Here is a 14,247-nt window from a genome sequence, read left to right as displayed (position 1 = left end):
TATAACATAATAATTTAATATTTTATTATTGTTTTTATTTTTTTATGATAATATATTATATATAATATCGAAGGGAATGATGGCAAAATGACTCATAAACTTTATTTGGATAATCCTTATTTACGAGAAATTGATTCAAGGATAATTGATAAAATTTATAAAGATGGCAAGTATTATATAAAGCTTAATAGAACAATTTTTTATCCTCATCTATCTGGAGGACAGCCAGGAGACAAAGGAACTATAAATGGTGTTCAAGTATTAGAAGTGTACGAAGAAGACTCAAATATAATTCACGTAGTTAAAGAAAATATTCATAGTGATAAAGTGATATTAAATATAGATTGGGAAAATAGACTAGACAACATGCAACAACATACTGGGCAGCATCTTCTATCGGCTGCATTTTATAAATTATATAATGGTGAAACAGTTGGATTTCATATAGGGCAAGATTATGTATACATTGATGTTACTCTACCAGAACTGTCGGAAGAAGAGGCAGAAAAAATTGAAGTATATGCTAATAGAATAATATCTTCAAATTTTGAAATTAAATCTTATTATATTGAAAAAAATGACATAAATAAAATCCCTGTTCGTAAACAACCTACTGTGAATTCTGATATTCGTATTGTAGAAATTGATAATATTGATTTTTCCCCTTGTGCAGGTACTCATTTGGGAAACACTGGAGAAATAGGCCTTATCAAGATACGAAAATGGGAAAAATATAAAGGCAATGTCAGAATTGAATTTGTTTGTGGAAGTAGAGCTCTATTTGATTATAGATGGAAAAATAAGATCATTAAAGATATTGGACTTCTACTATCTTCAAAAGATACAGATGTCTTCGAGAAAGTACAAATATTATATAATCAAAAAGAAGAACTGGAAAAAAAGAATAAAGACTTACGAGGTGAACTTTTTAGGTATAAAGGAGATGAACTACTAAGAAATTCTATTCATATAAATAATACTCCTTTTATTACCAAAGTATTTGATGATACAGACTTAAAAGAAATCAATGTAATAGCAAATCACTTAAATAATATATGTGATTCTGTTCAAGCTTATGGATCTAAATATGAAAATAAAGGTCAATTTTTAATTAGTGCATCAAAAGATTTAAATATAAATCTTAAAGATATTCTCAAAGAAATATCTGGAGAATTCGAGATAAAAGGTGGAGGCAGCTCTCAAACAGTTCAAGGTGGATGCTCATTAGAAGATTTGGATAAGTTACTAAACAAATTCCTCGAAAGGATTAAAAATTCTATATCCCTAAATTAATAAGATAAGGCAGACTCTTATGTCTGCCTTATCTTATTAATTTATATAGCTTAAAATTTCATCAAATATTTCTTCTCTGACTTTAGTCACTCCTGCAAAATCAACAGATGGTCTATAGCACTTTTCCAAGATGAAATGATTTTCTTTTGCTCCATTTAAACTTTTAACCCCTTTATCTACTAAAGAATTAAACATTTTATATTCTTCTATATTTATTTTGCTGCTATCAAAAAACTTATTTAAATCTATTTTAGTTTTTGCAAAATGTTCTCCATGTTTATTTGATGTTATTATTGTATCTAATTCTTTAATAAATACAGATTCAATCTTCTCTGGTATCAAAGAATTATGGTATATCTCTATTGCATAATTTCTTAATCTTCCCTCTTCTAATATTCTATTTAGTAAAGTGGATTTCCCTGTACCTATATCACCATTGATATAATATATATCTGTAACCCATTCTAATATGGTATTTGTATAATCCACAAATCCATGAGGTGTATAAGCTGTAGAAAATAAATGTCTTTCTTTAAATCCATTTGAAACTATTTGACTTGCTTCTTTTAGAAAAATCTTTTCTATAAATCTCTTACTTTCTTTGTTCACTTCTTCAATATCTAACTTCAATCTATTATCTTCTGTTATTTCTTCAAGTATAATTTTTGCTGCTTTAAAATAGTTAAAAGCTTTCCTATATGCATATTTATTATTTGCTTTCGCTTCAATTATTTCTTTTTTATTATTTTCTAATATATTAGCATCTATAAATTGTGCTAGATCTATTATTTTATCTGTTAATCCTGGATAAGTTGGGTCCATGGTATGAGGCGCAGTTCCGTCTAGCAAACATATTTTTAGCTTATCTATAACTATAGCATCTATAGACTTAGGATCAGATGGACAGTGATGATATTCAATATCATAGCCTTCACTTATCATTCTTTCTCCTAAATCTCTCATTAAAGAAGACTTACCACCACCAGGCATTCCTTTAAATATATATAGTCTATTCCTATCTTTAGATATTATATTATCATGTAAGGAGTAGAATCCACTTGCTGTATTCCCTCCTGGAAATATCCTTCTAATTTTCGCCATAACAAAACCTCCCAATATAGTTTCTTCCTACTCATACAATATATTCAAAAAATGAAACTTTTGTGATAAACAGTATAGATGCATCTAAAACAAAAATAGGACCAATAAGATCCTTCTCTATTGTTATATCTTTCTCCAACTCAATTGACAAACAGCCATAATTTTTGCTACTACATAAACTATATAATCCCTTCTATCTTCCGTAAATTCTATAATTCCTAAAGAACGTAATAAATCTCTAGCTATAAATAATAGGGTCTCTACTATTATTTACTACTCTTTACTTATATATAGTTCAATATTCAAATTAAAATTCCCTCTTTTTCCGAAAATTTTTAAATTAAAAGACATTGCAAAGAAAATTTGCTACAGATTATTTTTATTACTCCCAATTTTCTATTGTTGTATTTATACATTCAAATCCGTTATTCAAATATAACTTAACAGCTTCTTTATTCAAATCTGCAACAAATAAAGTAATTTCATCAGTTCCTGCCTCCTGAAGACGGTTAATAGCAAAAAATAAGAGTTTCTTTCCATATCCCTTATTTTGATATTTAGGGTTAACAAACAAATGATCTATTATGTTCTCATGTATTTCAACAGAACCTACCATTTCTTTATCTATAAACATAATAAAAACATTAGATTTCTTTTCATTCATTTCCTCCTGTGTATAAAATGAATCTGGGTTTTGATTTGTAGCTATACTCAGATTCCGAAAACAATCACAACAAATTCTTCGATAATCATTATAATATTCATTACTATAATTAACTACATCTATGTCTGAATTTACTTTTCCACCATAATATTTCATTTCATGTACAATAACTTCTGTCATTTTTACCTCCCCTTCAAAATAATCTTATTATTACACTCCCTATTACCTCTACTGCTGTAAATATACTTGTGTTTATATCTGCTAAACTTTTCCGTTCTACATCTCCAAAAATATCTATTTTTTTACATTAATCTACTTTTTAATCATACAATATTAGTTTTTTGCTAATACTAACACTGGAGGTGTTAATATGAAAAAATTTATTTTTGTAATATTTATCTGTATTCTTACTTTAACAGCTTGTAACAACAATCCTAATACTAATGAAGTTACGCTACCTACTCACCCTAATATGGAATTTGTTGAAATCGTTCATCAAGCTAAAGAAGAAAATGAATATACCACTACACTTTACACAGTAAAGAATTCAACTCAAGAACAAGTTACAGAAGAATATATAAAAATACTTGAAAATGATTCTTGGAATATAACATTTGTTAATAAGCCACTTCTCATAGAAGCAACAAAAGAGAATAAAGAGATAATGATATTTCTTTTTAATAAGGACAATGATGTCACTTTGGCTATTTTATCTAGATAATATTGAAATCATGACCATCTGTAAATGAAGTGTACTCCAAAAGTTAGGCTATAATTTAAACTTTTGGAGTATACTTCATTAGAAAGTGGTATTTATAAACAATAAAATACCGTAAAATTCTTTTCTGAATAATACGATATTTCAATAGAATTTTTAGTTTTACCAAGGATAACATTTAATATAAATATTATGAAATGATTTAAGTGTTAGTCTAGTATCTTTTCATATTCAATCCTACATGGCTTAAATCCGCAGCGTTCATGAATTTCCCTTGATGGAATATTTCCATAACCTGTACCTGAGCGAAGAATATTTGCACCTCTCATTTTAGCAATTTTCTCTGAATATTCTATAGCATATGTTCCAACTCCAGATTTTCTAAACTGTTTTGTGACTGCTATTTCATTAATTTCTGCAATTGATAAATTATAATCTCTTATATCAGAGAAAGTTACCCAAATATAGCCCAGTACTATTCCATTTTCATCCTCTAATATATCTGCAATTGTTCGATTGTCACCCATGCTCTTATATAGAGTGGAAATAAACTCTTCAACCTGATTTTCAGTATTCAACCATTTTTGGTAGTATATTTCATATGGTGTTTTTTTAGCAAAATCCGATTCACATTCATAGTTTATTTCGCAATGGAACTCAAGCAATATTTCTCTATCTTTAACAATATCTATTCTCCTATGTCTTATCATAACTTCACCTTCTTAACTCATTTTATTATACTGATCAAATCTGTATAACAAGAAAATTATACCATATTTTTTTTATAGCTTTATAGAAAGTTTCTATTTTAGAATATCGTATTATTCAGTTTTTAATGTTCAATTATACATAAATGACAAACTCTTAGGGCTTATGGACAAACTATCAATATACAAATAAACTTAATTAAAGATGGAGATAATGGAGATATTGGAATTAGATTATATTTAAAATATCCTAAGACAGAGAATAGTACGAGAATCCTAGCTTTATCTGATAGTGTTATTGAATTATTAAAGAAACATCAAGAAGAACAAAATGAATTGATTACAAAACAAGGAAGTCTATGTCAAAATGAAAGATTTATTTTCTGCAATGATGATGGCTCTAATATTGACTCATCGGTTAAACAAAAACAAAAAATAAAAAAAGCGACCTAAGTCGCTAATCTACTATGGCGGGAGTATGTGGGAATCGAACCCACCTAAGAAGCTACTAACCCCTCACGCTGGTTTTGAAGACCAGAGAGCCCACCAGGACTCATCTACCCCCAAATTAGGAACAAAATCCATTATACAACAAATTTTGACCTTTTTCAAGCATTTTTTACAATTTATAATTTAGAATTATTAAAATAATAGCCTACTCCCCATTTAGTCATAATATACTCAGCATCCGATGAATCTTTTTCAATCTTTTCTCTTATTCGTCTTATATGAACATCGACCGTCCTTAGATCACCATAGTATGCATAACCCCATACTAGTTCCAACAGTTCTTCTCTTTTAAAAACTTTTCCGGGATTTGAAATCAGAACAAAAAATAAATCAAACTCTTTTCCAGTTAAATTTATATTCCTATCTTTTATATTTACTTTTCTACCTACAGTATTTATTGTGAAGTCCTGTATTTTTATCGCTTGATTATTAAGTTCTACAGATTTATAGTTTACTCTTCTTAATATTGCCTTAATTCTTGCCTTTAATTCAAGGATATTAAAAGGTTTAACAATATAATCATCTGCTCCATATTCAAGTGCCAAAATCTTATTAATATCCTCATCTTTTTCAGTTATTACTATAATTGGCACTTGAGAAACATTTCTAATGGCTTGACAGATATTCAAGCCATTAGAATCTGGTAATATTAGATCAAGTAATACTAAACTATAATCATTTATACTTACTCTCTCTATAGCATCCTTTCCATGATGCATTATATCTATACTATATCCGTCTTGCTCAAGGCTATATTTTAAGCCCTTCACAAAGGATTTATCATTGTCTAAGATTAGTACTTTTTTCTCCATCTCCTCACCCCTGTACTTGAGCATTAATCATTTGTTTAAAATTCTAATATCTTTATCTCTTTTTGTTATTTTGATTTGATCAAAATATTCAAGAAGAGCAAGGGCTACCTTCCTATTTGTATTTAACAAATCTCTATACTCACCTATCGATATTGAATCTTTGTTTGTAAAGTGTTCTTTCAATTTATCTAAACCTAAGTCGTAAGCTTCTTTAGAGATATATACCTCTTCATTTAATTTGATAATATCTCCATTATTCAACAGAGAAATAAATACTTCTTCTATTTCATCTTTCTTCTCACCAATTATAGATTCTAAATCCTCTCTTCTTGGTGGCTGATATGGATTTTCTTTGAAACCTCTCAAAATCTCTTGGCTAATTTTTAATTGATTATCATTGAATTTTATTTCAAATCCATTGATTGAAATATTTTCAAGTTTCTGTTCTAAATATCCTTTCTCAATTAACAAATCTATAAATGCTTCAGCTACTTTTGGCTTTGCATTCTTTAAAAATCTACTACGTATTTCTTCCTTTTGCATGCCTGCTCTTAAAGGATATTTAGAATGGAAATTCTTAAGTTCCTCTAAGATTTTATCTTTAACCTTATTAAAATAATTTATATGAATTATATGCAAATCCTTAGTAAGGGAAAATGATATAACTTTTTTATTTTCTATAAGTTTATTTATCTCATTCTTTATACTTTCTTCTAACATTGCAGTAAAAACTGCTATTTCTTTCGTTGTTGGAAATTCCTTTGATTTATCCTCGATAATATTTTCAATAATATCTGTTGACGAACCCATCTCTTTAATCTCTAATTCTTTTATTGCTTTGTCATCAAATCTTTTTTTCTTTTTTGGATTAGGTTCTAATATCTCTCCACCACCTATTGTAAACATAGGTGAATAAAATCTAATGATAAACTTATCTCCCCTCTTAGCTACTACCTCTTCTTCCAGTCTAAGCTGTGCATAAGCTTCATCACCAGGCCCTATTTCTTCTTTATCTAGTAAAACAACACGGCATAATACTTCCTTTGTGCCTATATACAGCCTTAGTCTTGTTCTATTATCAATATATCTATCTATATCTTTAAGAAGCTTAATCTTTACATCAAGCATCATAGTATCATTCATGGAATTAACTGGTGCTATAGTATCTCCTCTATCAATATCTTCCTTTTTTAGTCCTGCTAAATTAGCAGCCACCCTTTGTCCTCCATAGGCAATACTAGCATCTTGGTCATGAACTTGTAATGTTCTTATTCTGGCTTTTTTATCTCCTGGAAATACTTGAACTTCATCTCCTATCTTAAGTTGTCCAGATAATAAAGTACCTGTTACTACAGTTCCAAAACCTGATATAGAAAACACTCTATCAACTGGAAGCCTAGGCATATCATCTACATCTCTATCCTTTAGCTCAGCTGCATATCCATCTATAAGATTGATAATCTTTTCAATCCCCATTTTAGTAGTAGAGGAAGCTCTTATTATAGGAGTATCTTCAAGAAATGTCCCCTTTATTTCCTCCCTTACTTCCTCTTCAACCATATCTATCCATTCACTATCTACTAAATCAGACTTTGTAAGAACAACAAATCCCTTTTTTATTCCTAATAAGTCTAAAATATGCAGATGTTCCAATGTCTGAGGCATTATACCTTCATCTGCTGCCACAACTAATAGAACAATATCTATACCTATAACCCCTGCAAGCATATTCTTTACGAATTTTTCATGGCCTGGCACATCTATTATTCCAGCTCTTTGCCCTGAAGGTAAATCAAAGTAAGTGAAACCTAGTTCAATTGATATTCCTCTTTCCTGTTCTTCCTTTAGTCTATCTGTGTTTCTTCCGGTAATAGCTCTAATTAAAGTTGTTTTACCATGGTCTATATGACCCGCTGTTCCTATAATTACATGTTTCATTTATTAAACTCCTTTAACCTTATTTAAAGCAAAACTTATTCCTTCCACGATAACATCAAATTCTTCTTCTTTAATAGTTCTTAAATCTAGGTATACTCTATCCTTATACAATCGAGTAATAATTGGTATATGGAATTTTCTCAAATTATTTTCAAATTCTTGAGTACTAAAATTATTCAGAGTAAGTACTATGCATTTAGTAGGTAATTTTTCTAAAGGTAAAGAACCTCCACCAACTTCTGAAAAATTATCTTCTATATTTATCTCCAAAGAATCATCAAAACTTTTCTCATCCATTCTTGATTTAAGTTCTATTGCCTTTTTCTCTATTTCCTCTAAACACATAACAAGCATAGCTAAAGTTGGAATTTCTTTAACTGCTGTTCCTTCATCAAGATAATATCTTAAAGTTGCCTCAAGTGCAGAAATAGTAAATTTATCCACTCTAAACGCCCTTGTAAATGGATTTTTTTTCATGGCCTGAATATATTCTCTCTTACCAACTATAACCCCTACCTGCGGTCCCCCTAAAAGTTTATCACCGCTAAATGTAACTATATCTACACCTTTTCTTAAAGATTCTTGAACTGTTGGCTCATACTCTATACCATATTTAGATAGATCTATAAGCACACCACTACCTAAATCCTCAATAAGAGGTAAATTGTATTTCTCCTTTAATGGAATCAATTCCTCAGAATCAACATTTGATGTAAATCCTAATATTCTATAATTACTAGTATGAACTTTTAATAAAGCTCCTGTATTTTCATTTATAGCATTTTCAAAATCCCATAGATGAGTCTTATTTGTTGTACCAACTGATACTAAAGATGCTCCACTTTGTTCCATTACATCAGGTATCCTAAAGGAACCACCTATCTCAACTAATTCACCACGTGATACTATTACTTCCTTATCCTTAGCCATAGTACTTAATACAAGTATCACTGCAGCTGCATTGTTATTAACAACCATAGCTGCTTCCCCACCTGTTATCTCAGCTATTATTTCCTCCAAATGACTATATCTAGAGCCTCTAGATCCAGTTTCTAAATCATATTCTAGATTGGAATAATTAATCGCAATTTCCTTAACATTGTCCATAATCTTTTCATTGATTAATGACCTTCCTAAATTAGTATGGATTACAACTCCAGTAGCATTTACTACTCTTTTTAATCTATATGTGTTTTTTTCATCTGCTCTCTTTTTTATTTTAAAATCAATATTTTCAATTTCGTTAATTATTTCTTCTTCTGAAAGTATTTTTCCTTTAATCTTTCCTCTAATTTCTTCTATTTCCGTTCTTATACTATCCAACACAGTCTTTCTTGGTATATAATTTAATAGTTCTTTTATACTATTTTTGTCTAATATTTCATCTACTTTAGGTATTAAAGTAAATAGATTTTTCTCTGCCATATAATCCCTTCCTTATTTCTATTCTACTATTACATAATACTCCTGCTTCTCACATACCTCTCCTACCACTGCATATTTAGTAGGTGTTGATTTTAATTCTTCTAAAAGTTTGCCTTGTCTTTCCTTGGGAATAGATATTAGAAGTCCACCAGACGTCTGAGGATCAAATAAAATATCTTCTATATCCTTTGGTATATATTCATTAATATAGACATTCTCTCCTGTATGAGTTCTATTTGCATATGCACCTGCAGGAACTAATCCCATGCGAGCATATTCTAATGCATTAGAAACTATAGGAATATTCTTGTGATTTATCTTTATGGTCACAGAACTTCCCATACCCATTTCTAGGGCATGACCGAGTAATCCAAACCCTGTTATATCTGTAAGGCTATTAACGCCTCCTACACGTTCCATAGCCTCCTTAGCATACTTATTTAGAGTGGACATTACCATCACTGCTTCATCATAGGTATCTTTATCTGCTATCTCACCTTTTATAGCAGTATTTATAATACCTAACCCTAAAGGCTTAGTCAATATAAGTATATCTCCTGGTTTAGCATTACTATTTGTAAGAACTTTATCTGGATGTACAAATCCTGCAACTGATAAGCCATACTTTGGTTCATCATCTTCTACAGTATGCCCACCTACCGTAATAGCTCCTGCCTCTTTTACTTTATCATATCCTCCCTTTAATATTTCAGCTAATATATTTGGACTTAAACAATTTGGAAAACATACAATATTCATGGCTAGCTTTGGTTCGCCACCCATGGCATAAACATCCGATAATGAATTTGTTGCCGCTATTTGTCCAAATGTATATGGATCATCTACTACTGGGGTAAAAAAATCTAATGTTTGAATCATCGCTAAATCATCATTTATTTTATATACAGCTGCATCATCAGACGTTTCTAATCCGACTAATAAGTTTTCATCATAAGTTTTTGGTAAATGACACAAAACTTGTGCCAATATATCGGGACCGATTTTAGCCGCTCAACCAGAGCTTTTTGTTAATTGAGTTAATTTCTTTTCCATGAGTACACCTCTTTAGTTTACTATAATTAATTCCTTTATTCCTTCAAATTTTTTATCTCCTATACCTGATACGTTCTTAATATCTTCAATGCTTTTAAATGGATTCATAGACCTATATTCAATTATTCTTCCTGCAATTGTTTCTCCTATACCAGGTAATGATATTAAATCCTCTTTACTACAGGTATTTATGTTTATTTTACCAGATTCTTTTTCACTAGAACCTGTTGTAGCCAATATCTCTATTTCTTCTGAAGTATCTTCTCCTATTTTAGGTATATATATTTTTTCCTCATCTACTAATTTCTTTGCTAAATTTATTCTATCTATATCAGCATCTTTTTTCAATCCCCCAGCTAATTTTACTGCATCAATTAGTCTATTGCCTAATTCTAACTCTACTATACCAGGATTATAAACTTGTCCACTTATATGCACCATGATAGTTTTATCTTTATTGTCTATTATACTACTATCTGCTACTTCTTCTATATCTTTTTCATCCCTAGAACTAATGATTTGTATAGCATTACCTCTTGATTCAATTATATCCCTTATGAAAAATTTAAAACCTAAAGTAAGAATAATTGTAAAAACTATTAATAGTATAACTATTTGCTCTCTCTTTGTAAAGGAAACCATATACATCCCCCCGAAATATGTTCTTATTTGTTAATATTCGACCTATTTTTTGTTTTCCCTTCTTTTTTTAAAATATTTATACTTAATTATTTATGACTTTTCTGGTATAATCTTAATATCAAGATGAGGTGGTGGATAATTTGAAAAAAATTTTAGTTTTATTTATTTTTGTATTTCTATTTAGTACATATTCCTTTTCATATGCTGATGATTTAACCCTATCTGGAGAAGGAGCTATTTTAATTGATATGGATACATCGGAAATTTTATATGAAAAAAATTCACACTCTCAATTTTATCCTGCTAGTACTACTAAGATTATGACTGCTATATTAGCAATCGAACATGGTAATATGGAGGATATAGTTACCATAGATCAAGAAGTTGTAGATTTAACTGATGGATCTCATATAGCCTTAGAACCTGGTGAACAATTGTCATTAGAGCATTTATTAAATGCTTTACTTATAGAATCCGCCAATGATGCGGCCGTTGCCATAGCAAAACATATTTCTGGTAGTGTAGAAAATTTTAGTAAATTAATGAACGAAAAGGCAAAATCAATAGGTGCTTTGAATACTAATTTTATTAATCCTAATGGATTACCTAATGAGGAACATTTAACAACAGCATATGATTTAGCATTGATTGGTAGATATGCAATGGAAAATGAAAAGTTTAGGTCTATAGTTAAAAATTATACTTACACTATACCTATAACAAATAAAAAAACTGAACCTAGACCTCTAAAATCAGCTAATAGGCTTCTATATAGTACAGAAAAGATTGATGTAGATGGTAAACTAACACCCATTAAATATGATGGGGTAAATGGTGTGAAGTCGGGCTATACAGTTGCAGCTCAGCAATGTCTTGTTACATCTCTAGAAAAAGATGGACATAGACTCATAGCTGTAGTATTAAAATCTAATGGTAAAAATATTTACTCCGACATTCATAAATTATTAAATTATGGAATTGAAAATTTTGAGAAAGTAAAAATTGGTTTTGCTAATAAATTTATTAATAATTTTAATGTGAATAATGGTGTCATTCCTTTTGTAGCTGGAGTTAGTAAATCTGATTCTCATTTTATAGTTAGGAAAGATCAGAAAGATAAGGTAGAAGAAAGAATTATAGTAGATGAAACCTTAGAAGCTCCAATATCAAAAGGGCAAGTAATTGGCAAGCTAGAATATCTTTTAAATGGCAAAGTTGTAGCCGAAACAGATATTGTCTCTACCATGGATATAGAGAAGATACCTGCTCCTAGTATATTTAAAAATATTTTAAGTAAATGGTATATATTAGTTTTAATGGTTTTAGTGTTTGGAAGAATAGTAGCTTTAAATAAAAAAAGAAAAAGACAAAGAAGAAGAAGGACAAGTTTATACAGAGTATAAGATATAAAGAAACCTAATTAAATTTAACTAGGTTTCTTTATTTTATTACTATCATTAACTCCATTATTTATAATCAAATTTAAATCTCTTCAATCTTAAATCATTCAACAATACTGATATTTAACTAAAAGTCATAGTTATAGCATAATTATCCTACTTCCTATATCTACTTTCCTATTACCTTTCTATACTTAATTCACCATTATATACCTCAGTATTTAATTCTCCCATGAGCTTGCTTGAAATAAGCCCTGCTACAATTGAATCACTTACATTAACCATGGTTCTACCCATATCGATTAATGGCTCTATAGCTATTAATAATCCTACCAATCCTACTGGTAAACCCATAGCTGATAGAACTGTTAAAGCAGCAAATGTTGCTCCCCCTCCTACACCAGCTATACCAAAAGAGGATAATGTTGTAACTATAACTAGCTTAATTAGGAAAGCTGGAGCTAATGGATTTATACCAACTGTAGGTGCTATCATTACCGCAAGCATTGCAGGATAAACACCTGCACATCCATTTTGCCCAATACTAGTACCTAATGAAGCAGACAGATTGGCATGACCTTGAGATACCCCCATTTTTTCTACTTGAGTTTCTATATTTATTGGTAGAGCGCCAGCAGATGATCTAGAGGTAAAAGCAAACATTAAAGGTGCTGCAGCTTTCTTTAAATAAATGATTGGATTTATCCTAAATACTGCTAAAATCACTAAATGTATAATGAAAACTATCAATAAAGCCACATACGAGGCCATTACGAGGTTAAGAAGTCTCAATATTTCAGTAAAATTACTTGTAGAAACTATTTTTGTCATAAGTGCCAGTACTCCATAAGGTGTTAATCTAAGAATCATAGTAACCATACGCATTACTACATCATGAAGAGACCTTATAAGTTTAGTAAAATTTTCAGCTGAATCTGGTTTATTTTTTCTTATACCTATAGTAGCTAAACCTATGAATGCTGCAAATACTACAACAGATAAAGTAGCAGAACTACCTTGACCTGTCATTGAATAAAAAGGATTAGTTGGTATTATCTCAACTATCTGCTCTTGAATTGGTTTTGATTTAAAATCTTCTAAACGAGTCTCTAGATTTACAACTGCCTTTTGCTCATTCTCCCCAGATTGAAGGCCTTCAGCAGAAAGTTTAAATATATTAGCTGTACTTGCGCCAATAAAGGCTGATACAGCTGTAGTTATTAGCAAAATGACAATTATTTGAGTCGCCATTTTACCTAAATTCTTAGAATTCTGATTTATTATGGCAGATGTTATTGAAACAAAAATCAGCGGAATAACAATCATTCTAAGAAGTCTTACATAACCTGTTCCTATAACAGAAAACCAAGTATTAGACTGATTTACTACCTCAGATGATGCTCCAAAAATTAACTGAAGCACTGCACCAAAGATAATCCCTGATCCCATTGCCAAGAGAACCCTAACCGTAAAAGAAAATCTTTTTTTCTTCAAAAATACTAAACTGTAAATAGCGACTAACATAACCATAATGTTTATTATTACTACTAAATTCGTATTCATAACTACACTCCTTTATTTATTAATATTTTGTAAACTTAAATTAACTTTAAACGTCCCTAATCTTCTAATTTTATATCCAATATCGCCTCCTCTAAATTTCTACTTTTAGAAATAAAAAAACTCCTGCCTCTGATAACTCAGAGGCAGGAGTTTAACTCCGCGATCCCACTCTGTTTAGACAAAATAATAGTAATAATGTCTATCTCATTTCCAACACTAACATGCTGTATCTCGATAACGGGAGATTCCGTAAAAGTCTACTATTATTCGACCTAACATTCATAGGGGCACTTCAATTAAGTTTATGCATAGAGCTTTCTCAGCCTAGAAGCTCCTCTCTGTCTGGTCTACATAATTTACTTTCCCTAATCGCCATGTTTAATTCCTATTAAATTACTATGTTTTATATATAATAATACTT

Annotated in this window: 12 protein-coding genes, 1 tRNA gene and 1 other annotated feature; of the genes, 3 read left to right on the top strand and 10 right to left on the bottom strand. The window is 30.0% G+C overall.

Annotation, left to right across the window (positions count from 1 at the left end):
• Nucleotides 1–87 precede the first annotated feature (87 nt).
• Nucleotides 88–1,293: a DHHA1 domain-containing protein gene (locus tag RDK80_RS11485; protein WP_094899440.1), complete on the top strand. Its 1,206-nt coding sequence runs from the start codon at nt 88–90 to the stop codon at nt 1,291–1,293.
• Nucleotides 1,294–1,329: 36 nt separating this feature from the next.
• Here RDK80_RS11485 and RDK80_RS11480 read toward each other — a convergent pair whose 3' ends face one another.
• Nucleotides 1,330–2,394, bottom strand: coding sequence for a hypothetical protein (locus RDK80_RS11480; protein ID WP_094899438.1), 1,065 nt, complete (start codon nt 2,392–2,394; stop codon nt 1,330–1,332).
• Between the two features lie 382 nt (nt 2,395–2,776).
• Nucleotides 2,777–3,238 carry an N-acetyltransferase gene (locus tag RDK80_RS11475; RefSeq protein ID WP_094899436.1) on the bottom strand — a complete coding sequence of 154 codons (462 nt, stop codon included), beginning with the start codon at nt 3,236–3,238 and terminating at the stop codon, nt 2,777–2,779.
• A gap of 190 nt (nt 3,239–3,428) precedes the next feature.
• Here RDK80_RS11475 and RDK80_RS11470 point away from each other — a divergent pair, with 190 nt between their 5' ends.
• Nucleotides 3,429–3,779: a hypothetical protein gene (locus tag RDK80_RS11470; protein ID WP_094899434.1), complete on the top strand. Its 351-nt coding sequence runs from the start codon at nt 3,429–3,431 to the stop codon at nt 3,777–3,779.
• A 206-nt stretch (nt 3,780–3,985) separates the two neighbouring features.
• Here RDK80_RS11470 and RDK80_RS11465 read toward each other — a convergent pair whose 3' ends face one another.
• The 7 genes from RDK80_RS11465 to RDK80_RS11435 form a co-directional block, all read right to left on the bottom strand.
• Nucleotides 3,986–4,486, bottom strand: a complete 501-nt coding sequence (locus RDK80_RS11465; RefSeq protein WP_094899432.1) for a GNAT family N-acetyltransferase — start codon at nt 4,484–4,486, stop codon at nt 3,986–3,988.
• Between the two features lie 465 nt (nt 4,487–4,951).
• Nucleotides 4,952–5,048 (bottom strand) — tRNA-Sec (locus RDK80_RS11460).
• A gap of 61 nt (nt 5,049–5,109) precedes the next feature.
• Complete coding sequence (locus tag RDK80_RS11455) at nt 5,110–5,805, bottom strand: response regulator transcription factor (RefSeq protein WP_094899430.1); 696 nt, start codon at nt 5,803–5,805, stop codon at nt 5,110–5,112.
• A 27-nt stretch (nt 5,806–5,832) separates the two neighbouring features.
• Nucleotides 5,833–7,743: a selenocysteine-specific translation elongation factor gene (selB, locus tag RDK80_RS11450; RefSeq protein ID WP_308524349.1), complete on the bottom strand. Its 1,911-nt coding sequence runs from the start codon at nt 7,741–7,743 to the stop codon at nt 5,833–5,835.
• A 3-nt stretch (nt 7,744–7,746) separates the two neighbouring features.
• Nucleotides 7,747–9,168, bottom strand: coding sequence for an L-seryl-tRNA(Sec) selenium transferase (selA, locus tag RDK80_RS11445; RefSeq protein WP_094899428.1), 1,422 nt, complete (start codon nt 9,166–9,168; stop codon nt 7,747–7,749).
• A gap of 18 nt (nt 9,169–9,186) precedes the next feature.
• Nucleotides 9,187–10,221 (bottom strand): selenide, water dikinase SelD, encoded by a 1,035-nt coding sequence (gene selD / locus RDK80_RS11440; RefSeq protein WP_094899426.1) that lies wholly within the window; start codon nt 10,219–10,221, stop codon nt 9,187–9,189.
• A 12-nt stretch (nt 10,222–10,233) separates the two neighbouring features.
• A complete protein-coding gene (locus RDK80_RS11435; RefSeq protein WP_158220000.1) occupies nt 10,234–10,863 on the bottom strand; it encodes a helix-hairpin-helix domain-containing protein in 630 nt (209 codons plus the stop codon).
• A 131-nt stretch (nt 10,864–10,994) separates the two neighbouring features.
• Between RDK80_RS11435 and RDK80_RS11430 the strand changes: the two genes are divergently transcribed.
• The gene (locus RDK80_RS11430; RefSeq protein WP_235601209.1) at nt 10,995–12,266 is read left to right on the top strand and encodes a D-alanyl-D-alanine carboxypeptidase family protein; all 1,272 of its coding nucleotides are present in this window, start codon (nt 10,995–10,997) and stop codon (nt 12,264–12,266) included.
• A gap of 177 nt (nt 12,267–12,443) precedes the next feature.
• Here RDK80_RS11430 and RDK80_RS11425 read toward each other — a convergent pair whose 3' ends face one another.
• Nucleotides 12,444–13,826, bottom strand: a complete 1,383-nt coding sequence (locus RDK80_RS11425) for a cation:dicarboxylate symporter family transporter (protein ID WP_308524348.1) — start codon at nt 13,824–13,826, stop codon at nt 12,444–12,446.
• A 136-nt stretch (nt 13,827–13,962) separates the two neighbouring features.
• Nucleotides 13,963–14,208 (bottom strand) — a binding site (T-box leader).
• Between the last annotated feature and the right edge of the window lie 39 nt (nt 14,209–14,247).

The organism is uncultured Tissierella sp., from assembly GCF_902479755.1.
GTDB lineage: Bacteria > Bacillota > Clostridia > Tissierellales > Tissierellaceae > Tissierella > Tissierella carlieri.
This window is presented reverse-complemented; position numbering and strand designations above follow the sequence as displayed.

Excerpts from the sequence above, each read along its gene's own strand:
- RDK80_RS11470 (WP_094899434.1), top strand. The coding sequence starts at position 3,429 with ATGAAAAAATTTATTTTTGTAATATTTATCTGTATTCTTACTTTAACA.
- RDK80_RS11425 (WP_308524348.1), bottom strand. The coding sequence starts at position 13,826 with ATGAATACGAATTTAGTAGTAATAATAAACATTATGGTTATGTTAGTC.
- RDK80_RS11455 (WP_094899430.1), bottom strand. The coding sequence starts at position 5,805 with ATGGAGAAAAAAGTACTAATCTTAGACAATGATAAATCCTTTGTGAAG.
- RDK80_RS11475 (WP_094899436.1), bottom strand. The coding sequence starts at position 3,238 with ATGACAGAAGTTATTGTACATGAAATGAAATATTATGGTGGAAAAGTA.
- RDK80_RS11465 (WP_094899432.1), bottom strand. The coding sequence starts at position 4,486 with ATGATAAGACATAGGAGAATAGATATTGTTAAAGATAGAGAAATATTG.
- RDK80_RS11485 (WP_094899440.1), top strand. The coding sequence starts at position 88 with ATGACTCATAAACTTTATTTGGATAATCCTTATTTACGAGAAATTGAT.
- RDK80_RS11480 (WP_094899438.1), bottom strand. The coding sequence starts at position 2,394 with ATGGCGAAAATTAGAAGGATATTTCCAGGAGGGAATACAGCAAGTGGA.
- selB (WP_308524349.1), bottom strand. The coding sequence starts at position 7,743 with ATGAAACATGTAATTATAGGAACAGCGGGTCATATAGACCATGGTAAA.
- RDK80_RS11435 (WP_158220000.1), bottom strand. The coding sequence starts at position 10,863 with ATGGTTTCCTTTACAAAGAGAGAGCAAATAGTTATACTATTAATAGTT.
- selA (WP_094899428.1), bottom strand. The coding sequence starts at position 9,168 with ATGGCAGAGAAAAATCTATTTACTTTAATACCTAAAGTAGATGAAATA.